Annotated in this window: 24 protein-coding genes and 2 pseudogenes; 6 read left to right on the top strand and 20 right to left on the bottom strand. The window is 55.1% G+C overall.

Going from position 1 to position 26200, the window contains the following annotated elements:
• From ACR0I8_RS06435 to ACR0I8_RS06425, 3 genes are all read right to left on the bottom strand, one after another.
• A complete protein-coding gene (locus ACR0I8_RS06435; RefSeq protein ID WP_480702984.1) occupies positions 1-900 on the bottom strand; it encodes an aldose epimerase family protein in 900 nt (299 codons plus the stop codon).
• Positions 901-1235: 335 nt separating this feature from the next.
• Complete coding sequence (locus ACR0I8_RS06430) at positions 1236-2162, bottom strand: aminotransferase class IV (RefSeq protein WP_170376192.1); 927 nt, start codon at positions 2160-2162, stop codon at positions 1236-1238.
• A complete protein-coding gene (locus tag ACR0I8_RS06425; RefSeq protein WP_170689812.1) occupies positions 2159-2890 on the bottom strand; it encodes a sulfotransferase-like domain-containing protein in 732 nt (243 codons plus the stop codon). Before ACR0I8_RS06425 ends, ACR0I8_RS06430 begins: the two co-directional genes overlap by 4 nt.
• 270 nt (positions 2891-3160) lie before the next feature.
• On the opposite strand from ACR0I8_RS06425, the gene maiA reads away from it, so the two are divergent.
• Positions 3161-3796, top strand: coding sequence for a maleylacetoacetate isomerase (gene maiA / locus ACR0I8_RS06420; protein WP_480702903.1), 636 nt, complete (start codon positions 3161-3163; stop codon positions 3794-3796).
• Between the two features lie 27 nt (positions 3797-3823).
• Here maiA and ACR0I8_RS06415 read toward each other — a convergent pair.
• From ACR0I8_RS06415 to ACR0I8_RS06405, 3 genes and pseudogenes are all read right to left on the bottom strand, one after another.
• Positions 3824-4315 (bottom strand): annotated as a pseudogene (locus ACR0I8_RS06415) (DDE-type integrase/transposase/recombinase); the annotation flags it as partial.
• Between the two features lie 162 nt (positions 4316-4477).
• Positions 4478-4885 carry a universal stress protein gene (locus ACR0I8_RS06410; protein WP_170689808.1) on the bottom strand — a complete coding sequence of 136 codons (408 nt, stop codon included), beginning with the start codon at positions 4883-4885 and terminating at the stop codon, positions 4478-4480.
• Between the two features lie 57 nt (positions 4886-4942).
• Positions 4943-5392 (bottom strand): phasin family protein, encoded by a 450-nt coding sequence (locus ACR0I8_RS06405; protein WP_170376182.1) that lies wholly within the window; start codon positions 5390-5392, stop codon positions 4943-4945.
• Between the two features lie 200 nt (positions 5393-5592).
• Here ACR0I8_RS06405 and ACR0I8_RS06400 point away from each other — a divergent pair, with 200 nt between their 5' ends.
• Positions 5593-6750, top strand: a complete 1158-nt coding sequence (locus ACR0I8_RS06400) for a cation:proton antiporter domain-containing protein (RefSeq protein WP_170689806.1) — start codon at positions 5593-5595, stop codon at positions 6748-6750.
• A 15-nt stretch (positions 6751-6765) separates the two neighbouring features.
• On the opposite strand, the gene ACR0I8_RS06395 is transcribed toward ACR0I8_RS06400, so the two are convergent.
• Positions 6766-7173 (bottom strand): c-type cytochrome, encoded by a 408-nt coding sequence (locus tag ACR0I8_RS06395; RefSeq protein WP_480702901.1) that lies wholly within the window; start codon positions 7171-7173, stop codon positions 6766-6768.
• Positions 7174-7312: 139 nt separating this feature from the next.
• Positions 7313-8938: a Na/Pi symporter gene (locus ACR0I8_RS06390; protein ID WP_170689804.1), complete on the bottom strand. Its 1626-nt coding sequence runs from the start codon at positions 8936-8938 to the stop codon at positions 7313-7315.
• 440 nt (positions 8939-9378) lie between these two features.
• Between ACR0I8_RS06390 and ACR0I8_RS06385 the strand changes: the two genes are divergently transcribed.
• Positions 9379-10599: an amino acid permease gene (locus ACR0I8_RS06385; RefSeq protein WP_170689803.1), complete on the top strand. Its 1221-nt coding sequence runs from the start codon at positions 9379-9381 to the stop codon at positions 10597-10599.
• 283 nt (positions 10600-10882) lie between these two features.
• The gene (locus tag ACR0I8_RS06380) at positions 10883-12259 is read left to right on the top strand and encodes an MFS transporter (protein ID WP_480702899.1); all 1377 of its coding nucleotides are present in this window, start codon (positions 10883-10885) and stop codon (positions 12257-12259) included.
• On the opposite strand, the gene ACR0I8_RS06375 is transcribed toward ACR0I8_RS06380, so the two are convergent.
• Together ACR0I8_RS06375 and ACR0I8_RS06370 are read right to left on the bottom strand one after the other, a co-directional pair.
• A complete protein-coding gene (locus ACR0I8_RS06375; protein WP_170689799.1) occupies positions 12260-13852 on the bottom strand; it encodes a S1 family peptidase in 1593 nt (530 codons plus the stop codon).
• 219 nt (positions 13853-14071) lie between these two features.
• Positions 14072-14575: an Hsp20/alpha crystallin family protein gene (locus tag ACR0I8_RS06370; protein ID WP_170376171.1), complete on the bottom strand. Its 504-nt coding sequence runs from the start codon at positions 14573-14575 to the stop codon at positions 14072-14074.
• Positions 14576-14853: 278 nt separating this feature from the next.
• On the opposite strand from ACR0I8_RS06370, the gene ACR0I8_RS06365 reads away from it, so the two are divergent.
• Together ACR0I8_RS06365 and ACR0I8_RS06360 are read left to right on the top strand one after the other, a co-directional pair.
• Positions 14854-16158 (top strand): ferredoxin reductase family protein, encoded by a 1305-nt coding sequence (locus ACR0I8_RS06365; protein WP_170689797.1) that lies wholly within the window; start codon positions 14854-14856, stop codon positions 16156-16158.
• A 335-nt stretch (positions 16159-16493) separates the two neighbouring features.
• A complete protein-coding gene (locus tag ACR0I8_RS06360) occupies positions 16494-17057 on the top strand; it encodes a flavodoxin domain-containing protein (RefSeq protein WP_170689795.1) in 564 nt (187 codons plus the stop codon).
• Positions 17058-17136: 79 nt separating this feature from the next.
• Here the strand turns inward: ACR0I8_RS06360 and ACR0I8_RS06355 are convergent, their stop codons facing one another.
• From ACR0I8_RS06355 to ACR0I8_RS06310, 10 genes and pseudogenes are all read right to left on the bottom strand, one after another.
• Positions 17137-17982, bottom strand: a complete 846-nt coding sequence (locus ACR0I8_RS06355; RefSeq protein WP_170689793.1) for a universal stress protein — start codon at positions 17980-17982, stop codon at positions 17137-17139.
• An 88-nt stretch (positions 17983-18070) separates the two neighbouring features.
• Positions 18071-18448, bottom strand: coding sequence for a SnoaL-like domain-containing protein (locus ACR0I8_RS06350; protein ID WP_170689791.1), 378 nt, complete (start codon positions 18446-18448; stop codon positions 18071-18073).
• Between the two features lie 88 nt (positions 18449-18536).
• A pseudogene (locus ACR0I8_RS06345) lies at positions 18537-18656 on the bottom strand (IS6 family transposase); the annotation flags it as partial.
• A gap of 84 nt (positions 18657-18740) precedes the next feature.
• Positions 18741-19748, bottom strand: coding sequence for a LacI family DNA-binding transcriptional regulator (locus ACR0I8_RS06340; protein ID WP_170689789.1), 1008 nt, complete (start codon positions 19746-19748; stop codon positions 18741-18743).
• Positions 19749-19753: 5 nt separating this feature from the next.
• Entirely contained in the window at positions 19754-20923 is a 1170-nt protein-coding gene (locus ACR0I8_RS06335; RefSeq protein WP_480702897.1) for a dihydrodipicolinate synthase family protein, read from the bottom strand.
• 4 nt (positions 20924-20927) lie between these two features.
• Positions 20928-21236, bottom strand: a complete 309-nt coding sequence (locus ACR0I8_RS06330; protein ID WP_170689785.1) for a Dabb family protein — start codon at positions 21234-21236, stop codon at positions 20928-20930.
• A gap of 2 nt (positions 21237-21238) precedes the next feature.
• A complete protein-coding gene (locus ACR0I8_RS06325; RefSeq protein WP_170689783.1) occupies positions 21239-22825 on the bottom strand; it encodes a GMC family oxidoreductase N-terminal domain-containing protein in 1587 nt (528 codons plus the stop codon).
• A gap of 16 nt (positions 22826-22841) precedes the next feature.
• Positions 22842-23600, bottom strand: a complete 759-nt coding sequence (locus ACR0I8_RS06320; RefSeq protein ID WP_170689782.1) for a 3-ketoacyl-ACP reductase — start codon at positions 23598-23600, stop codon at positions 22842-22844.
• Entirely contained in the window at positions 23597-25087 is a 1491-nt protein-coding gene (locus ACR0I8_RS06315) for a GMC family oxidoreductase (RefSeq protein WP_170689780.1), read from the bottom strand. The genes ACR0I8_RS06320 and ACR0I8_RS06315 overlap by 4 nt, the downstream gene beginning before the upstream one ends.
• Positions 25084-26196, bottom strand: a complete 1113-nt coding sequence (locus ACR0I8_RS06310) for a sn-glycerol-3-phosphate ABC transporter ATP-binding protein UgpC (RefSeq protein WP_170639052.1) — start codon at positions 26194-26196, stop codon at positions 25084-25086. Before ACR0I8_RS06310 ends, ACR0I8_RS06315 begins: the two co-directional genes overlap by 4 nt.
• Positions 26197-26200: the final 4 nt, after the last annotated feature.

Here is a 26200-nt window from a genome sequence, read left to right as displayed (position 1 = left end):
CTAGGTCCCTGTGAGTTTGAGTGTAAGTGTCTGATGATAGGGCCGCTCAGGTGAAAAAACCATGCTGGGGAACCCGCTGATGTTGGGCGCGTTGGGATAGCCGGATGGCTCAACGCACAGACCGGCGCCTACGTGAAACGGTGCCCCCAGTGAACCAGCAGAATAGACCTGCGCCCCTGCCTGATCCGAGAATATGTGCAATCCCAGCCCATTTGCGGCGTCAATCGTGGCGATTGGCTGCTTCGCGTCGCGATCGCTGTCGAACACGTAGAAATGATCGACGTTTTTGCCCGGGCGGCACGGCGTCCTGAAATCCAGAGCCGTGTTTTGTACGTCTTGCAGGTTGCCGGTTGGCACACCCTGCGCATCGGTTTCCAGCACATGATCGGCATTTATTCGGAGGCTGAAATCCTCAACGCCCATAGGACTGCCAAATGTATAGTAGTTATGCTGCGCAATGCTAATCGGTGTTGGTCGGTCCGGCTGGGCCGTGATGGTATAGATCAGATTGGGAAAACTGAGCGAGACGTGCATCTCAAACCTGACCTCGCCCGGAAAGCCGCCTTCGCCATGTAGCGAAAGGTAGGTCATCAACGCCTCGCGTTCCGAAAGCTGCTGCAGTGTCCAGATTTGGCGGGACAGGCCCTCGGCCCCGCCATGCAGTGTGTTGGCGCCCTCGTTCGGGTCCAGCCGGTATCGCGTGCCTGCAAGATCGAAGCCTGCACCCTTTATCCGGTTCGCCACCCGCCCGACAATTGCCCCATGATAAAAGGGATCGTTCAGATAGGCCTGAGGATCGCCATAGCCGAGGATCAACGGCGTATCGTCTATCCACCACCCTTGGGTGATCGCGCCATAGTTAAGGAGGCTGACGGACATGTCTTTGTCTTGCAACCGCACCTGTTCAATCTGCAAATCGCCTCCCCTTTTCCCCAGCGGGTCGCGCAGTGTCGCGACAACTCCGGTCGTATCCAAAGGCAAACTTGAAGACCGACCCAAGTTACTGCGCTCATATGACCGCCGAACAGGTCCCAACTCCACCCAAGGCGGCGGATGCCTTAGCGTTTACGTCTGAATGGCGGCTGCTCGCGCCTCAAAGTTAGCGCTATCATAGATATTGTTGAACGCCTAGACCAGATGAAAATTGCTTTTTTATCCGCACTAAATGGCACTTACTTTCCTTGAGGCAGGGCACCCCAAACAGCGCGATCACGACCCCGCTGGTTGGCCAAGGATCACGTTTGCGCGGCCACGTTCCGGGCGACCAGTTCCTTGTAGAGCGCGCGAATCTGCAATGTCATCGGACCAGCCTTGCCCTCTCCGATCTGTTTGCCGTCGATCTCGGCCACTGGGGTTTGCGCGCCGAAGGTGCCGGTCAGAAACGCCTCATCCGCACCGTAGGCCTCGTAGAGTGAGTAGTTCTTTTCTAAAACCGGTATGTCATTGGCGCGGCACAGGTCGATCACCTTCTGCCGCGTCACCCCGTTCATGCAGTAGTCCCCGGTCGAGGTCCAAACCTCGCCCTTGCGCACGACAAAGAAATTGCAGGCGTTGGTGGTGTTCACAAACCCATGAGGGTCCAGCATCAGCCCCTCATCCGCGCCTGCCTGTTCCGCCTGCAAACAGGCGATGACACAGTTCAGTTTGGAGTGGCTGTTGAACTTCGCGTCCTGGCTGGTCGGCAACCCCCGTACCTGTGGCACGGTCGCCAAACGTATCCCCCGCGCGGTCAGCGCTTCGGCCGGTTTGGAGTGTTCGACGATGGCCACAATCGTCGGCCCCCAGCGCGAAAGCTTGGGATGCTGAAACGGCTTGGCCTTGCGACCGCGCGTGATCATCAGTCGCGCGTGAGCATCGGTTGTCGCACCATTGGCGGCAGCGGTGGCGTCCAGAATCTCGCGAATATCCTCACGCGTTTTGCCGATGTCCAGAGACACGGCCTTGCAGCTGTCAAACAGCCGGTCCATGTGTTCGTCAAAAAAGGCCCAGCATCTATCATAGAGCCTCAGCCCCTCCCACATGCCGTCGCCCAGCATGAAGCCGGAATCATAGACCGAAACCTTGGCCTCATCCTTGTGAACCAACGCGCCATCAACCCAGATTTTCAGGTCCTCGTTGCGGGCATCGTATTCCGCGTCGTGGGTTGAGAGTTCAGTTGTCATGCATCACCTTCCAGAACAAGTGCATCCGATTTGAGCCGCTCATAATATGGCATCGCCGCATCGCAGACGGATTGCAGCGCAGGCGGCAAGGTCGGTAACTCCCCCTCAGCGCCCGCAAAACCGGTTGAGGCATGCACGGCCCCGTACCAGTGGCTGGCCCACACACCGTCCGACGGATGGCCGCCCGCAGGCCACGACAACATGGCCGGGTCAAAGGGCAGATCAATTGCCGCACATAGTTTCCGCAACATCTGTTCGGGCGCCTGACGGATATCATAGCTGTCGACGACCACGCCTGCTCCGGTTCGCGCGCGGATCAGATTGTAGATCTCGGCCTGTTGCACAAAACCAATATCCTCTAGCGTCGGGTTTTCGCGTTTTGCGGCATAGCTGGCCAGCACACGCGCGGGGTGGCGGATCAGAAAGATATGTTTCAGCCCATCCATCCAGGGCTGATCCAAGCCCCAAACCATATGCTGGGTCATGTGTTTCTGGTAGATATGCGCCTTACCTTCGGGCGGCTGAGCTGCACAACCCCGCCCGACCTGAAGGGGGTCCGTTTCGCCCTCGGCGATGATCCGATCTCCCATCGGATGATGCAGCCCGGTCTCAGCCAGATAGGCCGCGTAGAACGGCTCATCCCAGACGGCGCAATCGGCGCGCGCGCCAAAGGCATACATCATCGCAGTGGACAGATTTCTGGGGCCAGACCAGCAGGCTATGTTCATTACTCAAGACCCCTCAATCGGCTTGACGGATGGTATCGCGGGCGGGCCGCAGCCCGAAGTTTTAGTATGCGCTACGGTTACATAAGGGCACAACTTCAAGTTCACACATGCCCCCTCTGCTTGTCACAGCAACACCCTGATTTTGTCAACATCGAGTATTCAGACGGACACTGAACCCGGCCTCAAGCAAACGCCAGGTTCACGTCACGGTTTTTCAGGTTGAATTTCGTTACAAATGTAACAATGCTGCAGCAACGACGGGACAATATCATGAAACTCTATTCCTACTGGCGCTCAACGACTTCGTTCCGAGTTCGCATCGGCTTGAATCTCAAGGGCCTCAGCTACGATTACTGCCCGGTCGATCTGGTCGCCGGAGAGCAAGGCTCGGTCCCATATACCGCGCTCAACCCCGGCAAGGGTGTTCCAACTCTGATTCTCGAAGACGGCACGGCCCTGACCCAGTCGCTTGCGATCATCGACTATCTGGAGGCCATCGCCCCAGAACCTCAGCTGCTGCCCGCCCAACCCCTGTTGCGCGCACGAGTCCAAGCCGCTGCGTACACCATCGCGATGGACATCCACCCGGTGAATAACCTGAGGGTTATGACCTACCTCAAATCTCAAATTGGAATGGACTCCGCCGGGCAGACCGCTTGGTTCGACCGTTGGATGACCGAAGGATTTGCCGCCTACCGGGCGCTGTTGCCGCAAAACACCTACTTCAGTTTCGCAGACACCCCAACCCTCGCCGATATCTGCCTTGTCCCCCAGCTCTATAACGCGCATCGCTGGGGGGGGGGTGGACATGACACGCTTTCCGCGATTGCTCGAGATCGAAAACACGCGCTGTCCCTTACCGCTTTTGATCAGGCGCGCCTGGAAACCCAACCCAGCGCAAGCTGACAAGTTTAAGTAACGGCAATCGGATTATTGTCGTCGGAAAGGAAAGTGCGAATTCTCAACGCGGTTGTGGAGCCACCTGCTCGTTTGTTGTTTTCCCTTGGCACCAAGTTCCCTGAGAACTGTCCGAAATGATACGAAACGATCCGTGACCACATTCTTCGCAACACCGTAGCGTTTCCAAAATTTCTCTATTAATTTCTATGCTTTCCGCCTGGTTCGGCGATTGGTAACGACAGCTTCGAACACCTCTCTTTCGTGATCAACGACGCTCCGCAGGTCTAGCCGCTTTCCATTGATCTAAACAAACACTTCGTCGACATGCCATTTCAATTTTGGGTATGCCCGCAACTGCTGGATCCGTTTTATCCGAATTTCCGATGCGAAAATCGGGCTAAACCAGTTCCACCACTACCGCACGGTCTTGTGGCTGACTTCGATGCCACGCTCATGCATCAGGTCTCCCACATTCCAAAGCAACAGAGGAAACCAAACACATAGAATCACCGCAAAGAGAATGATTTTTGGGCTGGTTCTAAAACACTTGAAGGGAGCTCGCCTTTAGTGAGCAGGAGCTACGAAAGCCCCTTGCCCGACCCTAGACTAGTTCCTCCGATAAGACCTTTATTTTGGTTCAGCAAGTAAGGGGCCATTACAAAAGAAGCTCGTATCGCTAGCTTTGGATCACCGAATTACGTGAACCGAACACTTGGCGTGATGCACCACTCTGTTCGCAGTGGAACCTAGAAATATGTCCTCGAATCCGGGCTTATGCGACGCTAAGACGATGCAATCAACGTCGTTCTGATTTGCGAAGTCGACAATAGCCCTACCCGCATGCCCGGAGATGAGCTGTGCCTTCGCGTCTGGAATTTCAGAGGCAGTCTGATGCAGGTTCTCCAATATCTCATGCCGCGTATGTGCAAGCACTTCGCTTGGGATCTGAGAACCCACATATGCCGGTATAGGCTCCTGGACGTGCACAACGGTGAAAACAGCGTCCGCATCAGCCAATTGGCGCGCGGCCTTAAACGACGCTTGTGTGTCGTGTTCTTTGTCCAGAGCAACCGGGATCAGGATATTCTTGTACATTTGACCTCCTATCTACTGCTCAGATGATTTCAGTTTGGTATTTTGGCAGCAGGAAACCTACACAGGCTCAGACTTTGAAGACTTCCCCGCACTCTTTGTAGCGGCTGCAACATCACCAACTGTTTTCTCAACAGCTTCAACTTCGGTTTCAGCGACATAAGACGCACAACGGGACACGGTTTCGAACCATTCCTGCGCGTCAGCAACCAACCGTTCAGCCGAATGGCGCTGCCATTCTGCCATGCTCTGAAAGGCTTTCGATGGATCGGACGGGTTTGCCGAAGACACTTTGCGTGCAGCTTGCAAAGCCGTCCGAACCGCCTCATGACGCCGTTCGAACCAATGCTGTGCAAAGGCCTCTGTTTCTTCGAGCAATTTTTCTTGCGCGTCCCAAAATTGTTCGATCTGGGCTCCTAAGGCCGGATTGCCAGACATGGGTGGCTGCATTTGCTTGAAAACATCCAACAGTGAGGTCGGGCTGTTTGTGTTAGTTTTCTTTGTCGGCATCGAAAGTTCCTCCTCATTTCCTGAATGAGTCATTTTGCCACTTGCGGCACGCTTTCGCCTTAATACAGATCAATATCCCTTATTTTTCAGGTCTTCGGCCAAAGCTGCGACGGGACCCCCGCATTCTGTCCGACATCGGTTCCTAGAAGGCAGTGTTGGAGTTAGAGTAGTTTAGACAAGAACTTAACGCTTGGGTTTCTATGCAAATTGCCGGCTTTCTGATTACTCTTGGCGTCCTCTTTCTAGCCGGATTGGCGGCCGACCAAGTAGGTCGGGCCACGCATCTTCCTCGTGTTACAACCTTACTTTTCCTCGGTCTGATAGCAGGGAACGCCGGAATAGGGCTGATCCCACTCGACGTTGCAATGTGGTTCGACGAGATTTCCATCGTGGCCTTGACGATGGTCGCGTTCCTTCTTGGAGGATCTTTGACCCGCGAGAACCTGGTTCGGCACGGCCGAGCCATTCTGACGATTTCGATTTCAATCGTGATTGCAACTCTTGTTATCGTGTCTGCTGGATTGACCGCAATCGGCGTACCCTTCGGGCTGGCATTGGTGCTGGCGGCAATTGCCACGGCTACAGCTCCGGCCGCCATGACAGACGTGATCAAGCAATCTGGAGTGTCTAACAGCTTCACTGAGACATTGAAGGGCATCGTCGCAATTGATGACGCTTGGGGTCTGATCGTTTTCAGCATCGCCCTGGTTCTGGCCGGTCATTCGGACGGTTGGACCACCGTCACGACCACAGCAATGTGGGATTTCGGAGGGGCGATTCTTTTGGGTGCCGCACTGGGCGTGCCATCCGCTTACCTGACCGGCCGCTTGAAACCGGGAGAGCCAATGCAGGCAGAAGCAGTGGGCATAGTCTTTCTGACAGCGGGCCTCGCGCTTTGGCTGGAGGTTTCCTTCTTGGTAGCAGGCATGGTTGCGGGCGCAGTTATCGGGAATCTTGCCCGCCATCACGACCGTGCTTTTCATGAGATCGAGCACATTCAGTGGCCATTCATGATCCTGTTCTTCCTGTTGGCTGGCGCCACGTTGGATATCGAAGCCTTCGGCTTGATGGGCTGGGCTGGTGCTCTTTTCCTGATCTTACGCGCCGTGGCCCGTCTTGTAGGAGGGTATTGCGGAGCGAGACTGGGCGGCCTGCCTCGCCATCAGACCCGCTGGTACGGCCCCGCTTTGTTGCCACAGGCTGGTGTCGCGGTAGGAATGGCCCTCGTTGCCGGAGAGCAATTTCCGAACTGGGCATCGTCCATCATGGCCTTTACTCTTGCCAGCACTGTGGCCTTCGAAGTGTTGGGGCCGCCACTGACTCTCATGTCAATCAGACGCACGGCTGATACGGACTAGCAGATTGGTCCGTGACTAGTCGGCTTGGATCGAGTCCAAAAAGGCGAGCAAATTCGCCAACGGCAGGCCAACCATCATTCGTTGCCCGTTGGGCAAAGCCACCGCGATTTGTTGGTCTGTTTCAAACACCGCGCCAAAGATCGGCATTTCGCCCCCATGCGCGAGCAATTGGGATCGACCATCAATCTGTTCAGCTATGCGATCTGTCGGAAAAACACTGTCGTTTTGGCCCGCTAATTTGGTAAGGTCGGGCGTTCGAATAGCCATCATTTCCGCCATCGGCCCGTCTCCGGTCGCTTCGAAACCGTGACATTGCCAGCAATACGTCCGGTACAAATCACGCCCTTCGTCGACGCTGACGTCCTGCGCCAGTGCAGGTCCCGTGACGAACAGTGCCAGTAAAACCCCGCGAACAATCTTCATATGCTCCTCCAATGTGCTGCCCCGGATGCAGATCTTATTAAACCGCATCCTTAAGAAACTTCTTTGACCTTGCTCATGTTGCACGCTTAAGCACGAAGATTGCCGTTTCAGCCGAAGAACGATTGAGCTAGTGCCGAATCTAATCCAGGCTAGCCTCCAACTGCGCCAGTTCGTCATTGACCTCACCACCCCTGCGCCCAGACGGCGCTCCTTCCAATGCGTTCAAATGCCAACGAATGCGCCAGAGGTGATAAGACACGCGATGTAACCATCTGAGGGCATCCAGCCGAGCCCAAACCACGTCGTCCGGCAGATTGTCAGTTGCAGCGTCGGAGATGAGCAAGTCTCTGCGAAGTTTCCTCTGTCGCCGCAGAAAACGGCGAAGGCGGTTCAGCGTGTTTTCACACTGCACCGGATCGTCGATCTCTAAATAGCCGTCAGTTGCTGAAATCAACACCGAAGCAAGCCGCTTCAAACGCCGGTCTTTTGGTAGCTCACTTATCCGATCATCTTGGCTACACCGGTAAAGCAGCCGGTCAAGATGGTCGAGGACATGGTACATACCCTTGATGCTGGATATCTCTGCCTCGGACCTGCTGGGCAGTTCAATCTTGTCTAGGTACGAGCGCGCCTCAGAAACAGCTGTCTCAATGTTGTCCCGCCCATAGCCGGGTCCGCTTGGCAGAGATGCCCCCATACATGACCGAAGGTGCCCCACTTCGGCCCTTACAATTTGTTCGACTGAAGCTTTTGCTGCATCCACCGCTATTTCCGGCACCCCAAGAACCAGCGGATCCAGAGATCGCGTTAAGTCAGCACCCCTGTCGGGTACGAGCGCCTCGATAAATCTGGCGAAGGGTTTCGCGAACGGCAAGATCAGCGCTACGCCTATGGCGTTGAAGAAACTATGGAACGCGACAAGCGCAGTCAGTGAGTTTCCGGCCCCCGTCCCACTTACAAAGACCGAAGTAAACGGCCCCAGCAGAAAAAATGCCATTACTCCTGTCATCACATTGTAGATCACATGCGCAAAACCGGTTCGACGCGCCATCGTGCCCCCACCCAAGGTGGCCAGAACAGCGGTGAAAGTTGTCCCCACATCCATTCCAATGACGAGAGCCGCTGCTTGAGGGAAGTTCACGGCACCCGCGCTTAACGCAGCCAACGCTGTTGCTACACCAGCACTCGAAGACTGCGTCACCATCGTGATAACGACACCGATCAATACAAGCTTCAGCCTGCCCAGTAGTGTATCTGGCGGAAAATCGGCAGGGGTAACTACGCCGCGAAAGGCGTCAAGCCCGGACTTGAGTTGTTCGATTCCAATGAAAATCAAGCTGAACCCGGCCAACGCCAGCCCAAAGCCGGCAACCGCTTTTTTTCCCGAAAGCGCCAGCAAAGCCCCAACAAAAACAACGGGCAACATCACTTGCCCAAGGTCCAGCTTGAACCCCAAGAGCGCGACGAGCCAACCTGTCATGGTCGTTCCGATATTGGCCCCGAAGATGATCCCAAGCGCTTGGGGAAAGGTGAGAAGACCAGACGCGACGAATCCGACGGCCGCGACGGTCGTCGCACTGGAAGACTGGATAGCTGCTGTCGTGACCGCGCCCGTTACCGCCCCGGTAAACGGTGTCGACGTGAACCGGCCCAAAATATCTCGCAGTCGCGCACCTGCCAACGCCTTCAAACCGTCCGTCATCAACAGCATGCCGATAAGGAACAGGCCGATGCCGCCCAGTGCTGGTAACAGGTTCCAGAGCATTGCGAATTGCCTTCCACCCTAAATCTCAAACCGCCTGACATGTTTGCTTTGCCTTTAAGTTCGACGACAAACGACAGTTGGTTGGGATTCAGCCTCGTAGACCTGCGACCGCGAGTTGATTGACATAGATCAAAGCACCAACAGGAATCACATAGTGAAATACGAATGTTTCAGCGTGTTCTACGTTCACCGGTCTGTCCCCAAGCAAACACAAAGGTGAACGGAATTCTGAAGGAGTGGAAGTTCCACCCACTGGGGGCTCGGCAGAAGTGGTGGCGAGCCCCCAGTTAGTTTATTGGCGCCCTATGCGCCCAGACGTTGAGACACAAGGCATTTGGTGCAGCTTTGACCATCGGATCACGCCGCTCCGCCAATCGCGGACAAAACTGGGAAGGACTCCACTGACGACGTTCTGAATGGGCAGTTGGTGGAAAACGCTTATGAACTCTGTTGATCCAAACGAACAGAAACTCAGACGAGCCCTGACAACCCCGTTGCTCACGCTCTATGGCCTCGGGGTAACGGTCGGAGCGGGCATTTATGTTTTGGTCGGCGCGACAGCAGACATTGCCGGACCGTTTGCAGCGTTTTCGTTCGTCGTAGCCGCACTCGTCGTATCACTCACCGCGCTTTCTTATGCAGAACTCGCAACGCGATTTCCCGTCAGCGCAGGTGAAGCAGCCTATGTTGAGGCGGGATTCCAGAAAAGATGGATGGCGGTTTTCGTCGGCCTCGCGGTCGCAGCTTCAGGGATTATCTCTGCCTCTGCAGTTGCAATTGGCGCAGCGTCATACCTGCACGCTTTAACCGGTTTTGCGATCCCTGTTTTGACCGTCAGCGTCGTTTTGATCATGGGGCTAATCGCGCTCTGGGGGATCACTGAGTCGGTCTTTGTTGCGGCTGTCATTACGATCATCGAGATCGCAGGCCTTCTCTTTGTGATGGGCTGGGGCATGTCGGTTCAGGATCCGCAGGGATACGGGATCAGTTCGATGCTTCCGCCGCTTGAACTCGACGCGTGGAGAGGAATTTTCGCGGCATCACTTCTCGCCTTCTTCGCATTTGTTGGCTTCGAGGACATGGCCAACGTCGCGGAAGAGGTCAAAGACCCCGTGCGCACCATCCCAAAAGCGATTTTACTAACCCTCGTTCTGGCCACCGTATTGTATCTAGGAACCTCAATGACTGTTCTACTTGTTGTTCCGATCGATGTTCTTTCTACATCCGCAGCGCCCCTCGCGCTTGTGTTTTCAAACGCACCCGAAGTGATCAAACAGGGCTTTTCCGCAGTCGCGATTGTGGCGACAGTCAATGGTGTACTGATCCAGATGATCATGGCCTCGCGCGTGATCTACGGCCTGGCGGACCGTGACCATTTGCCAAAGGTTTTGGCGGTTGTCCCGAAAGCAACTCAGACACCACTTGTCGCTACTTTACTGGTCGTGGCGATCATCGTTCTGCTGACCCAAACTATACCGATTGGTACTCTGGCAGAGCGCACGTCTCAGATCGTTCTCGGTGTCTTTGTAACGGTCAATGTCTCGCTGATCCTGCTGAAGATGAAGCCGGACGAGGCCGCCAAACACTTCTGCGTTCCTCTTGTGGTACCAATCCTTGGGGTGATCACCAGTGCATTGCTTTTCGGATCTGGATTTCTCTAACTAGATACAACGACCCAAAGGCCTAAACGAGCTGCCACGGCATATGAAGACTGACCAAACTTCCATAGGATCAAAGCTTTCGGCCTGGTGGCATAGAACGTTTGTGGATCTGGCTCAGCAGCTGCAATGGTCTTATTTGCCGCCACTGATGGTCTATTTCGCGGCTGGCGTGTCCGGCCTGACCTCGGTCGTAGGCGCTTTTTTTCTAAAAGATTTTCTCGATTTATCCGCCTCTTTCGTTGCAGGACTTGCATTTTGGGCCGGTCTCCCTTGGATCCTCAAAATGCCACTTGGCCATGTCGTGGACTTGTTTTGGCGTTGGAAGTCCTTGCTGATCTTGTTCGGCGCATCCTTGATCACATTGTCTTTGCTCACAATGTACGGTCTCGTGACCGCGCCTGCACAGATGTCCAAGTTCATGCCGTTGGAAGACTGGTATGTTGTTGCCCTCCTCTTGGCGCCTTCCGGCTATGCCATTCAGGATGTTGTCGCTGACGCCATGACTGTTGAGGCGGTCCCAAAGGTTGACCAGCGCGGCCTACCGTTTACGCCAGAAGAAACCCGTGCTCAGCACACGACGATGCAAACCTTGGGCAGAGTTTCGATCATTTCCGGGTTCGCGGCGGTTGCGGCTGTAAACATCTGGATATTCTCTGGGACCGAAGAACTGCAAAAATCCGAACGCCTTGCGCTTTATGGCCACGTATACCTGATAGCTCTGGCCATACCGGTGTTGTCCGTCAGTGGAGTGGTTCTTCACAGCTTTATCCAGCGTCAGCTTGTCAAGCGCGGCCACCCGCCACATACGCCGGATGAAGCCACCGAAGTCAGATGGTCCATATTGCTCGGCGGTCTTGCATTCGTTTTGCTTAGCATCGTGCTGGGAACCGCGGATTTCGAATTTGCGCAAGAGACCGTTTTTGCGGTTTCCCTGACGGTGATCCTCTACCTCATGTCGCGTCTGCTGAAAGAGTTGGAACCGGCCCAAGCCAAAGCCCTAATCGGGACAGCGACAATCATTTTTGTATTCCGCGCTGTGCCGCTACCGGGACCAGGCCTGACATGGTTTGAAATCGATGAACTGGGGTTCGATGAGCAATTCCTGGCAATATTGGCTTTGTTGACTTCGATGCTGGCCCTGTTCGGGTTAGTCGTCCTTCGACCATTTATGGCCAATCGCTCCATTGCGCATGTGGTGGTGTTGCTGACGATTGCGGCGGGCGTTCTCGCCCTGCCCAACCTTGCGCTCTACTATGGCGTGCACGAATGGACGGCGGCGCGTACCGGCGGAGTTATCGATGCAAGGTTCATTGCCATTCTTGATACAGCCGTTGAGTCGCCGCTTGGACAGATCGCCATGGTCCCGATGTTGGCTTGGATCGCACGCAATGCCCCTGTTCAGTTGAAAGCGACCTTCTTCGCGGTGATGGCGTCGTTCACAAACATGGCTTTGTCGGCCAGCAGCCTCAGCACCAAATACCTCAACCAGACATACATCGTCACGCGCGCTGTCACCAACCCGGAAACCGGAGAAGTCACGTCAACTGCGGACTACAGTCAACTTGGGTACTTGCTGGTCTCCGTGGCCGTGGTCTCAGTGATCGTTCCGCTGGTCACAGTGTTTTTCGTTCAAAACTCGCGCTTCCGAACGAGTGAATGATCACTGGCTTTCGACCTCTCCCAGCAAATCTCTGAGATGTGAGACCGGGACGCCGATGTTTGAGCCACCAAACTCGGGCAAGATCGCAGCATTGATGGCAACGACCTCGCCCCGCCGATTCAATGCTGGCCCCCCGCTCCCACCGGTCGTGGTCTCGGCGTCATAAACGATGGCGCTCCCGCTTGTCCGCGCAACAATCCCCCGGCTTGCTAGCGGGTGTATCTTGCTTAGTGTAGAAAGCCGGGACGCGATCGACCAGAAGTTCAACGTTCCTTCTGCTTCCAGTTCCTCTAGAAAGCCCGGACCGGCCTGCGCGATCAAAGCCTTCAAACCCGTTGGATATCCCAACAGATACAGCTCTTCACCTACGCGCGACGTGGCATCCGCCAAAGGAATTCCGAGGTCCTGAACGCGGCTTGGCTCAACTGCCAAAATCGCCAAATCTGCCGCATCGCTGAATCGGACCAGACGCGCCTCTATTGGTTCCGTCTGATCAGGCAAATAGGCCAGCAGCCTCAACATCTCTGGCTCAAGACCCGCGTCTTTCAGCGCCTTCTCTCGGTCCCCTGATGTCCACGGCAACGCAACATGACGGTTGGTGGCCATCAACGGTACGCCAGCAATCAAAAAGCCGGTTCCGGTGAATTGAAATTCTGCAGGTTCGCCGGCCCCGTCCGGTTCGATCCAAGGCTGGCCAAACGGGGTCTTCAGGTTTTCTCCGTTCGGTCCCAACACGTGCCGCAAAATCTTCCCGCTTTCCACGTGGCGCAGCCCATAAGCCCCCTGGAGGAAAGCGACGGATCGAATTGAGGCAGCTATCACGCGCGTGGGTGCTCCCGCCCGCTGTTCCAAGGTTCCAAGACGCTCTTCGGTCGATAAGACCTGGTTCTCAAAAGCGTCACGCAACGAAGCTAGGTCATCAGGCGTAAGTGCGTCTTCTCGCGTCTGGGCGAGCATAACTGCGACCGCTTCGATCTTGCGGGACTCCTGTTCGATACTATCCGCCAAGCGCTGGTCGTTTTGGTAAAGCAGGTACCCAAACCCCGCGATCACAAGGAGAGTGGCAAGAACCGTGATCCTGAACAGTATCGTGGTTTGAGAGGCAAGCCGCCGCCCACTATCGCGCAGGGCACCAGACATCTTCTTAGCGAAAGGCCTGCGGCTCGTTCGGGTGTAAGCGTATGCATCACTGAGGATATCCTCGACTGTATGGTGCGCGGGAAATGAGTGATCGCACAACCTGTATCGAGACATAGGACCCTTTTCGCCAAACTCGATCATGTCGCCATGCCTAAGAGACGCTAACGAGGCTTTTTCCCCGTTTACCCACACATTGCGCCCAACCGACGCGGTTATCGTGTAGCGGTCGTCAGCCCACTGCAGTGTGGCAATATCGTTATCATGGGGAGGCAGGTCGTCTTTAGGTCGAAGGCTTAGCACCCTGCCATCATCAACAGAAACAGTTAGGGCTTTATCGACCAGCCAGTTCACGTTTCCGCGCGATGGTCCGGTCAGGCTCTCCAGAAAGGCCCGCACCTCACCTTCACCAGCATGCCCTAAGGGTGTCATGCCACTCTCTTCTTGTTTTCGCATTGTGGCCCCCTACCCAAACGCGTGAGGGCATTCTACCACGCTTCAACGCCAAACCCATGGTCTGGTACGAATGTGCAAGAAACACGTTTTTACAAACACTTAAGATGTCCGCCCGGATTCAACCAAAGACACTTTTCAGGCCGCAACTCTAAGAAGGCCGATCCATGATCGACCCTCTACCTTGGCATTTTTATGCACGGCATCGAGCCACCAAACCGTCTATTTCGAAGATACCTTGATCTTACGGCTTGGATCCTGAGGTTCAGTCTTCGGCATTTCTACATGCAGAACGCCCTTGTCGAATGTGGCTGAAATCCTGTCGATTTCTACAGTGTCCGGCAGCGACATGGCTCTGGAAAAGCTGCCATAGCTTCTTTCGCTGACACGCAAATCGCCCGTTTCACCATGCGCAATCTTCTTCTGACCGCTTAAGATAAGCCTGCGGTTCTTGATTTCAATTTCCACATCATCCTCTTCGAGCCCCGGCAATTCAGCCGTCAGGACAATCGCAGAATCCGTTTCTTGGACATCGATTGCCGGTGAAATCGCGCCCGTCATATCAAGAGACGGAAAACCCGTGCGTTGCGCAGCCGTTTCCATCGGCAGGAAGGGTGATCCTCCCCCCAAAAAACGCGACATCAAGGTTTCCATTTCACGCCGAAAGTTGTCAGAGAGCGGATGCATTCCAGTGAAAAGTTGCGGTGACTTTTTGTCTTCCAACATTTTGAGCCTCCTCCTTTGGTCGGATTTCGCGCGCGCAACATTATGACAGGAAAAGCGGTCAAGGACCTTGATCTTGCGCAAGCATGCAACCTCAGCATCAGCCAGACCGAACGCACCGGCTGAACGAACTGAAACGGGAAACTTCGCTCACTAAACTTGCCTCGTCGCGCCGGAGTTAACACCAATCTCAGTAGTCTTGATCGGAATCCAAGGTCAGCTTAGCGTTTGTTTTGAATGAGCCCGAGCTGCCTAGCTTTAGCACAGTGGAGCAAAACCGTATGAAATGGCCTTATCTGGCGCTGATTTACGTTTTGCTGATCTTGGCTCCCTTGGGTTTTTCTTGGTCTTTGGGATGGCCACCACGATCGTTTCATCAAGAGATCGCGTCCGGGCTTGGGATGCTTGCTTTTTCAATAATCTTAGTCGAGTTCCTGCTGTCTGGGCGGTTCAGGTTCATCTCTTCCGGTCTTGGTATGGATGTAACCATGCGGGTGCATCAGTTGATGGCGCGTACAGCACTCGGCTTTGCGCTGATACACCCGCTGCTGTATCAGGGCACGCCTTCAGGCGGACGCCGCCCGTGGGATGAAACAAACCAACTTACGATTTCGACCGACTTTTCTACGCTGGTATCGGGCATCGGCGCATATTTTTTGCTGTTCATTCTGGTCGCCTCGGCAATTGCCCGCAAATCCCTTGATTACAAATACGAAACATGGCGCCTCTTACACGGGCTGGGAGCCTTGGTGATCGCATGCTTGCTGTTGCATCACACGGTCTATGCCGGGCGCTATGGTGGGCATCCGCTATTGACGTATCTCTGGCTTACTCTGACCAGTATAGCAGTCGGGACTTTGCTGTATGTCTATCTCGTTCGCCCTTTACGTCAGAAGAAAAGGCCATGGCGCGTCACCTCTTTGTCTCGACTAACACCGAAGCAATGGGAGTTGCGCCTCAAGCCCCATGGTCACAACGGACAAAACTTCGAAGCAGGGCAATTTGCTTGGCTAAACGTCGGCCACAGTGCTTTTTCGCTGCATGAGAACCCATTCTCGATTAGTTCGGCACCAGCCGAAGGCCCTGAGGTTTCATTCGTGATAAAGGAGCTTGGGGATTTCACATGCGGCCTCGGACAAATCGCTCCGCAAACCACGGCCTATCTGGATGCCCCGCACGGGAATCTGTCGATCAGCCATCGCCCTGAGACAGGCATTGTCCTGATCGCAGGTGGCGTCGGGATCGCGCCCATGTTGAGCATTATGCGTCAAGTTCGACTGAGTGGAACACAGCATGATCTCAAGCTTATCTATGGCAACCGGGTGGAGGAGCAGATTGTTTTTCGTCAGGAGTTGTCCAAAGAAGACACAGTTTTTGTTCTATCCGAACCGCCAAAGGATTGGTCCGGAGAGAAAGGCTTGATCGACGGTCCTCTGTTGGACCGCAATTTGTCTTCTGAACTATTTGAAAGCTGGCTTTTTGTTCTTTGCGGCCCCCCTGCCATGATGGACACCGTCGAAGATCATCTAATTGAGCGGGGCACCGCGTCACACCGGATTTTGTCTGAAAGGTTTGACTATGATTAGACCGCTCAGAAACCTGCCCGCGCGCCAACAAGTGAAACTTGCAGTTTGGTTCATCAGTTTTATAGTCTTCGTCGCTGTCTTGGCCTTTTGCTTAAGGTAGCAAGCTAGACCACAAGGGATTGGCTAGCTTCAAAGCTGCCGGCCGAAAGGGCAGGTTTTCTTGGAGATGGATGTCGTCGCGAACTTCCTTAAAACATGCCCTGCGTAAACAGCCAAAGCGCACAACAACGATCTCAATGTGGTCTCAAGAAACGCCTTTGATGGAGATCAAGGGCAACACACGTCACTTATTCATAATAAGCAATCTATTCAGACCGATTTATGGGAGGATCGGAATGACTGTACTTATCGCCTTCGCCACGGTCGAAGGCCAGACAGCAAAGATTGCGCGCTTTATCAGCGATGTCGCGAAGAATGCCGGTTTCGACGCAAAGCTGATCAATACCGATGAAATACCCAGCCACGTTTCGCTTGACGATGTGGTCAAGGTTATTCTCCTAGCCCCTGTCCACGAGCGTAGGCACCCCAATTCATTCGAGGCATTTATCGCTTCAAATAGAGATGCCTTAATGAAGCGAAGGTCTCTCGTGCTTTCCGTCGGTTTAAAAGCTGCTTTTGCGTCAGGTCGAGAAGAAGCCCGTGACTATCTTGACGAAATGCTTCTGCGAACAGGTTTTAAACCAAATACGACGGCTTTGATCGCAGGCGCGGTGAGGCCCGAAAACTACGGGTATTTTGAGAGGGAGATCCTTAAGCACGTCGTCTTGCTCGGTCGAAAAATCGATCCACGAGAAGGAGCACGAGAGTTTACGGACTGGGATGAGCTAACGTCAATTGTGATAGAGTTCCTTGGCGATAACGGTCGGGCAAACACGCTTCAACCTCAAGCAAACTCTTAAAAAAGTGGTTTCTCAATGATTTACCGATGAATTTAAATAGCTATGCCTCCCAGAAAGTCACAGTCTTCGGCTCACTTGATCAGTGTCCGAAAAGCACTGGTAAACTTGGCTGCTCCAACATTGCTTGCGTAGTGCCCCCAAAAACTGACTCTCGCAAATGGGAATGCCCGTAAGCGCCCATAACAACGAGATCGGCCCGCGCTTCGCTTGCTCGTTCTTGAAGGCAGTCTGCAATTGAATTCCCCCCGCACTGAAACTGCGACACGGTCACGTTGCAACCGTGATGGCCGAGCCATTCAGCTAGGTCCGTTCCGGGCACGCTACTTTCTAGGTCCTCAGGCGACGGCAAATCAAAACACCCAATCACAACTTCTTTGGCCGCCACAAGAATGGGTAAAGCTAAATGCGTTGCCCTAGACGCAGGCAAGCTATCATTCCATGCCAAAAAAACGCGCTCGCGTTGGGCAAACGGGTCTCCATTGATCATCAGAGCGACAGGTGAATGAAACAACACTCCGCACGCGATCTTGTGAAATAAATCGTGGTCTCTTCGCAATCCAGCGTCTAGACAAGCGATATCAGAGCATTTGGCTTGTTCTGCTGCAAGTTGCTGCAACTCTGCTCCAAGTCCCATGAAGCCAGTTACATTAGCAGATACGCCCTGCCCAGCAAGAAGCGCTTCAACTTCAGTGGCGCGAGACTTCAAGGCGGCATTTTTCGCGTGAAGAACGTCCAACCAGTTAGAGGGAAGACCCGCCTCAACGAACCTGTTTGATCCATACTTCAGGTAAGGCAGGTTTGGTAATGCCCCGGTCACTACGCAATTCAAGTGGTCGTTCTGGATACGGGCATTTTCAGCGCATTCCAGAATCGACGCGTCTTCAGCATCAACTCCTACAAAATATGCCACAGTTCTGTGTTGCATTCCCGACCTCCGTCCGGAATTTAACTCTGCCCAAAAGCGGTGTGTACTGATTGAGCCAACAATTAGCTGATGTTGTTAGTAACTCTTCTCACTTCGGCAACATGAAAAACTCTTCCAGCACAATCTTGCCTTCCGCCACCGAATACACTGCGATCTCGCGTAAGGTCATACGCTCACCCGTGGCCTTCTGAACGACTTCGGCCCTGAAACGGACTCCAAAGCGGTTGGGTGGGTGGACGTAGGGGCCATCCACTTCTAGATCTTGGATTTCATGCGATGCCAACCAATCCTCTCTTTTTCCCTTGATGGCTTCGCGACCCTTTGAAACGCGGAATTGTCGAACCGGAGGCACAACGGCCTCTATCGACTGTGCGTTTTCGGCATACATTTCATCAACACTGCCAAGGCCTCTGCGTTCACGCATGGCCTGGACGAAGGACCTACCGATTTCAATCAACTCTTCCATGAATCCCCTCCCCTAGATTGCCATTGAGTGTACCACTTCTTACCCCCTCAATTCTTGACAAGGATCAATAAGCACACTGGTGGAAAGCTTCGGGACTCAAGTCGATGCCACGCTTGTGCAGCAGATCTTCGAGATTCCGAAGCGAGAGCGGGAAGCGGATGATCTCGCGACTAGGTTCGAAGTTTTTGAAAAAGTCAGGTCTGGTTATGGCAAATGCTACGCACCCACCTTGCCGCGCTCGACCAAAGTTCTTCTGACAAGACCTCTCGACAAAGGCTGGTATAGCCTTTTGCTACACTTTGTCTTTCGTAGTTTGCCTCAATACCAAGCGCGTTGAAGTCCGCGTGTGTTGCGCAGGCGCGGCACCATCCTGCAACCACAGTAAAACAGTGTCCGCAACTTGTTCTCCAAACTCAGAGACGCCGCAATGTACGGTAGACAAAGCTGGCCAGCATTCTGATGCTTCCTTGATGTCGTCGAAACCGACAATCTGAAACTCCGTGCCAATTTTAACCTGAGTTTCATGGCAGGCATTGATCATCCCAAAAGCAACAAGATCATTGAAACAAACTGCGGCATCGCACGCAGGATGCTCTTTGAAGAGGTGGGCCGTCGCTTCATGTCCAAATGATCGGCTGGATTCCCCTGTTTTTACAATAGGCTGCAAGTGGTTGTCTTTCATCGCACTGATATAGCCGGACAGCCTTTCCTGAGTGACTTCGGCACCATCCAGACCACCGACAAAGGCGATGTTTCGCGCGCCTGTTTCGATCAGGTACTGCGTTGCCGCGCGTCCACCCTCTGCATAATCAGGGGCGATAAAGGGAAATCTGCCCGTTTCGCTTTCAACCTGTCGCAAGACTTGCATCAATGGAATGCCAGCTCGCTCTACCGCAGAGAGGGTGTTTGTGACATCGCCATAAGCAGGCGATAGGATCAAGGCGGAAACACCGTGCTCCAGCATCGCGCTCACCACCTGATCCTGAAGTTCAGGGTCTTCGTTTGTGTTAGCCAACACAACCGCATAGCCTCGGGACCCCAGCGCCATCTGCAATGAAGTCGCAAACTCGGTGAAAAACGGGTTGGTCAGGTCGTTTATTACCAAACCTATTAGCGCCGTTCCCGTGGATCGCAGATTTGCCGCCGATCGGTTGTAGACATACCCGATCTCTTTCATCGCGGTATGGACGAGCTTGCGTGTCTCCGGCTTCACCTGCGGACTGCCCTGCAACACGAGGCTTACCGTCGACTTGGAAACGCCAGCCGAGTTGGCGACATCTATGATCGTGGGTCTTCGCATTCAGGCTATTGTTCAACTCCATGCAAGCTGAGAAGCGTGGTCATCCGTGCTTTAGCCAGTTCAGGATCCGAGAGTAAACCGGCCTGATCCGCCAATCTGAACACTTGCGCGTAGTGGCAAATGTCACGGCTGGATTGGAACCCACCCGGCATGATGAAATGGGACTGGGCTCCGTTCAGCCATGCCAGATAGGCAATCCCGGCTTTGTAGAACCGCGTCGGAGCCTTAAAAATCTCTCGACTGAGGGGAATAGTCGGTGCGAACAGCGCGTTGTAGCGATCCATGTCGCCCATTGCCAACGCCTCAAGCGCCTGGCTAGCGGCGGGGGCGATAGCAGCGAAAATGCCTAGCAGAGCGTGGGAAAAATCCGTTCCATCCCCGGCAATAAGATCGGCATAATTGAAATCGTCACCGGTGTAGAGGCGTACGCCATCCGGCAACCGCGCGCGGAAGGCTTCTTCATGTGCCTGATCCAGCAGGGATATTTTTATCCCGTCAACCTTGGCAGGGTTTTCGTTGATCAGGGACAGCACAAAGTCGCTGGCCGCGTCGACATCCGTGCTACCCCAATAGCCCGTCAATGCAGGGTCGAACATATCGCCCAGCCAGTGCAGGATTACAGGCTCCGCAGCCCCATCGATAAGCGCGCGATAGACGTCGTGATAAGTGTCTGGACCCGCGTTGATCGCTGGAAAGGCGCGTGACGCCATCAGGATCAATTGCCCTCCCGCGGCTTCGATCGCCTCGGCCTGATGCTCGTAGGCTGACAGGATTTCACCTGCGGTGTTCAACGCGCTTAGAGGCAGGTGATCAGTCCCTGCCCCACAAGCCACCCGAGGCGACAACGGATGCACCTGCGCCGCCTTCATTGTGCGCTGGATCAACTCCAACGCTGTCTCCCAATCGACGCCCATACCCCGTTGTGCGGTATCCATAGCTTCGGCCAGACCCAGCCCTTGGTCCCAGAGCCCCTGACGAAATCGCAGTGTCGCTTCCCAATCAACCGTGGGGCGCCCATCCCAGGGGTTACGTTCTGCCAGCGGGTCTGAAACCACATGAGCCGCAGCAAAGGCCGTGCGCGTCAGAGGCAACTGCGGCGCACGCGGAACTAGCGGCGTTCCAGTCAGCGCATAGGGTTCCATTTGCCCATCTAGATTTGGCAAAATCAATTTCATTGTCTCAAACCTCCAAATCCAGAACCAGAATGCCGTCGATACCACCCACGGCGTTCCCAACCAGCTGCGCGCCCAGCGCCTTGTGCGTTTCGTTGTTCTGATAGGCCTCCAGCGCGGCCCAATCGTCGAAATCGATCACGAACCCATGCATGTATCCGCGTTCGATCTGCTCGGGGCTCTCGCTTCGCCCCCCGGTGAACGCGCTGGCTCCGGGAAGGGCCTTGGACACGTCCTCGAGGCCTTTGTAAATGGCTCCGATTGTCTCTTCGGTCACGTCGGCGCGGAATTTGGTCAGTACGATGTGGCGGATCATTTTTAGAAACCCTGATCTTGTTTGATCATGTCGGCAGCTTTTTCCCCGATCATGATCGTAGGTGCATTGGTGTTGGATGAATTGACCGTCGGCATAATCGACGCATCCGCGACGCGGAGCCCTTCGATCCCATTGAAGCGCAGGCGCGGGTCCAGAACGGCTTCGGCATCGCTGCCCATACGGCAGGTTCCAGCGCAGTGGTGCGATGTTTTGGAATGTACGCAGATAAAATCGAAATATTCTTGCTCGGTCCGCACGCCCGGGCCCGGCAAACGTTCGGCCAGGATGTACGGCTTCAGCGCATCTTGCGCGAGGATGCTCTGCACCAGCTTCAGCCCACGAATGGACATCTCTCGATCGTAAGGATCCGCCAGATAGTTAGGATCAATAAGCGGCATCACCGCGGGGTCCGAGCTTTGCAACCGAACGGTTCCGCGTGACCTGGGGCGCAGGAAACAGGCGTTCAGCGTAACCCCGCCGTTGGGCATCGCCTCGACCCCAGCCTCAATGCCGGTACCAAGCCCCAGATGCATCTGAAGATCCGGTGAACGCGCATCCGGGTCTGCGTACCAGAACCCACCCGTTTCGAACAAGCTGGACGCGACCGGTCCCTTGCGCGTGAAAAGATATTGCAGGCCCGCGAAGGCTGAAAGGTGCAGCTTGGCGAAACGGTCGTAGGTGTGCGGGCCGGTGACTTCACAAATCGAGTACAAATCCAAATGGTCTTGCAGGTTCGCGCCGACCTGAGGCTGATGATAAACCGCGTCGATACCTAGACTGTCCAAATGATCCGCTGGGCCAATTCCCGACAGCTGCAACAAGCGCGGTGAACCGATGGCACCTGACGACAGAATGACCTCTTTCGCGGCCAGGATCTTGTCCCCGTTCATCATCTCGACACCAGTCGCCCTGCCCTTGTCCACAATGATGCGGCGGACCTGTGCGCCGGTGCGCACCGTCAGGTTCGGTCGGCTGCGGTTTGGCGCGATAAACGCCATCGCGGCAGATGAGCGTCGCGCATTGCGCTGGGTCAGCTGATAGTACCCCGCGCCATCCTGCTTCGCCCCATTAACATCGCGCGTTTCAGGAATCCCCACTTCCCCTGCGGCCTTGATGTAGGCATCGCAGATTGGCAAAGGTGCTGCGGGCATGGACACGCCCAGCGGTCCGCCTTTGCCGTGAAACTCGTTGTCGTAGGTGTCGTTGTCTTCGGATTTTTTGAAAAAGGGCAGCACGTCGGCATAGCTCCAACCCTCGCACCCCATCTGTCTCCAGTCATCGTAATCCTGAGCTGCACCCCGTGTGTAGATTTGCGCGTTGATCGCAGACCCGCCGCCAATCACCTTGGCCTGCGTGTAGTTGAAGACCTTGTTCTGCATGTGCTTTTGCGGAACCGTGGACCAGCCCCAGCTGCCGATACCCTTGGTCATCTTCGCGAACCCGGCTGGTAGGTGAAAGAACGGGTGGCGGTCGGTGGAGCCAGCCTCCAGCAACAGCACACGCGCCGAGGGTTCTTCGGAAAGACGTGCAGCAATCACCGAGCCTGCGGAGCCGCCCCCAATGACAATGAAATCATATCCTTCAGACATTCTTATGCGCCCTGACTTACAGACGTGAAATCGACAAGCCGCCATCCACCGGGATGACAGCGCCGTTCGCAAAGTGCATCTGGCCCTGAACCAGTGGGACGACGACGGATCCAATATCCTCGGGCTCACCCCAGCGAGCCGCCGGAACAAGTCCGCCTTCGATACGGTCGGTGTACTTGTCGCGCACGCCGGCCGTCATTTCAGTCGCGATGATGCCCGGTCGCAGCTCAAAGACGCCGATGCCTTCGGGGGCCATGCGTACTGCGAACAACTGAGCCATCATCGCTGCGGCCGCTTTGGACACGCAGTACTCGGCACGTTCGATCGACACCATTGTCGCGCTGACAGAGGTGACAAAGGTGATTGATCGATAGGTATCGTGCGGCTGCCCCAACATGCGCCGAGCCACTTCTTGCGCCAGAAAAAACGCGCCACGCAAGTTGATATTCTGCACGAAATCCCAATTCTCGGGCTTCAGATCCAGCATGTCGCCGCGCACCGGTGCCCCTACGCCTGCGTTGTTTATCAACGCGGTGATCGGGCCCAAAACGGCTTCGATCTGATCCAGTAGCGCCGGAACGTGATCAATGTCGGACACGTCGTGCTGCACATAAATTGCGCTTGGGCCAAGCTCTTCCAAAGCCGCCTGAACCACCGGTTTGTCGGGTGCCGAGCGAGAGGCTATTGCGACCTTGTACCCCGCCGCGATCAAGGCGCGCGCCACCCCGAGACCAATGCCCTGTTGTCCTCCGGTCACCAATGCTGTTCCGGTCATGCGGCGAACTCCGTTTTAATAATGTGACGACCTGCCCGGAGCGCGAGTGCGGCTATAGTGAGGGCCGGATTCACCGCCGCAGATGTCGGAAGAATTGACGCGTCAACGATGAACAGGTTCTTGTGGTCGTGGCTACGACAGAACGTATCGACGACACTGCTTGACGGATCATTGCCCATCCGCGCTGTGCCGCATTGATGTGACGGAGTGCGCCGATCAAATGGTCGCGACAATACAACAGGAAACCCGGCCTGCTTCAGATGCGCCTTTAGCCGCGCAACCAAGGCCTCGTGCGCGGCCCAATTCGAGCGTTTCCAATCCAGCCTGATCTGGTCACCTTCGACCGTCACCCGGCTGTCTGGGTTCGGCAGATCTTCGGACATGGCATAAAAATCAAAACTGCGATTGGCGATCAGTGCTGCAAGTGGACCCGGAAGATGGGTTTGCGACGCAAGAATCGGTCCGGTGATTTTTCCCAACATCTGAATGTTGCCCAAAGGCAAACCACCCTGCCCGTCGCTGTTGTAATAGTCGTTGAACATCAATGTCTTTTGATAGACAGCTCTGTTGCGACGCAGCGGATGAAGGGCCAGCACCGCCGAGCAATTGTGGTTCATGAAGTTCCGCCCGACCTGATCGGACCGATTGGCAAGACCGGTTGGACAATTGTCGTTCGCGGACTGCAGCAACAGGACTGAGGACTGTACCGCACCTGCCGCGAGCACGATGACCGGCGCACTAAGGGCACCGTGGCCATCAACCTCGACGCTTGTGACGCGACCAACGGCATCAGCCTTCAGTTTTCGGACACGCGCGTTAGTTAAAAGTTCGACATTCTCGTGCTTCAATGCTTCGGTAAGCGCACAGGTTTCGGCATCCATTTTGCCGCTGCATGTGTTGGGAAACGCATCCCAAGTTGTTTGCCCAGCCTCTAACCAGGTCTCAATGTCCACGCCCAACGGTACTGAGGATGGCGTCAGGCCTGCATGGCTTAGCCGGTTCCTCAGGTCTGCAATATCAACTTCATCTGGCACAGGTGGGTGGGGGTAACCCCTACTGTGCGGCGGTTCGGTCGGATCTTCTTTGGTGGTTCCACGCGCGTCGTAAAGCTGTTCCGCAGTGGTGTAATCCGTCTCCAGCTCTTCGTAGGGCATGGGCCAGCCGTGCGAGTAGCCCCCCATATGCTGACGCGGCTCAAAATCCTCTTTCCGATAGCGTATCAAAGCTGCGCCGTAGAACTTGGAATTGCCACCCACGCAGTAGTAGTTTCCGGGGTTGAAAGGTTTGCCTGCTCCATCCAGCCATGTTTCATCGGGGCGAAAGTGCCCATTGGCAAAGATCGCCTTTGGGTCTCGATCCTGAGGTGAGGGCTGCAACCACTCTCCTCGTTCAAGGATCAGAATGCGGCGACCGGACGGAGCCAACGCGGCAGCCAGCGTTGCCCCCCCGATACCCGACCCAATGATTATGACGTCAGCCCGATTCATGGGAGGATCCGCATCTCGCTTTCGGGATCAAAAGCCACGGCTTTTTCCATGTTCACAGCAAAGTTGAAATCCTGACCCGGTGCGACTTCGGCATCTGAACGCATACGCGCGATCACATCTCGTCCGCCCAATTGCATCGAGACGAAGGTGTCCGATCCAGCGGGCTCCGTCACCACGATACGGTTGGTCATCTGCGCGATGTTCGACGACTTTCGATCCGCACCATCCATATCGGTGATAGTCTCTGGACGGATTCCCAACAAGATCTCGCGCCCATCCCATGCGGCCAAGTTGTCTTGGCTGAACGGAAGTTGCGCCATAGATCCGTCGTGAACGGCGACCTCTGCATGGGGGCGGCCATTCAAAACCGTAACCTTGGCCGGTAACACGTTCATCGCAGGCGAGCCCATAAACGTTGCAACGAAGATATTCGCAGGCGTGTCATAGATTTCCTGCGGCGTGCCCAGTTGCTGGACATAGCCGCCGTTCATCACGGCGATGCGGCTTGAAAGCGTCATCGCCTCGATCTGGTCATGCGTTACGTAGACGATGGTGGTCCCGAGATTTTGATGCAGCTTCTTGATCTCGGTTCGCATGTCGACGCGAAGCTTGGCATCGAGGTTCGAGAGTGGTTCATCGAACAGAAAGACATCCGGGTTTCGCACCAACGCGCGACCCATTGCAACCCGCTGACGCTGACCGCCGGACAACTGCCCGGGCTTGCGATCCAACAACTGCTCTATCTGCAAGAGCTTGGCAACTTCTTGCATCGCTTTGTCACGTTCGGGCTTAGGCACCCCGTGCATCTCAAGCCCGAAAGTGATGTTTTGCCCGACCGTCATATTGGGATACAAAGCATAGCTTTGGAACACCATGGCGATGTTGCGGTTGGACGGGTGCACCCCATTCATCACCTGATCCTTGATTCGGATTTCGCCGCTGGTGATCTCCTCCAACCCCGCGATCATGTTCAGCAGAGTGGATTTGCCACAGCCCGAGGGGCCGACCAGCACCAGGAACTCTCCTTCCTGCACCGAGATATCGACTTTGTGCAGAACCTCGACCGCCCCGTAGGATTTGGTCGCGTTGTCTATGTCTAGAAAACCCATGAGG

Source organism: Ruegeria sp. BG9 (assembly GCF_056538305.1).
The sequence above is the reverse complement of the archived record's forward strand: the minus strand, read 5'-3'. Positions and strand labels throughout refer to the sequence as shown.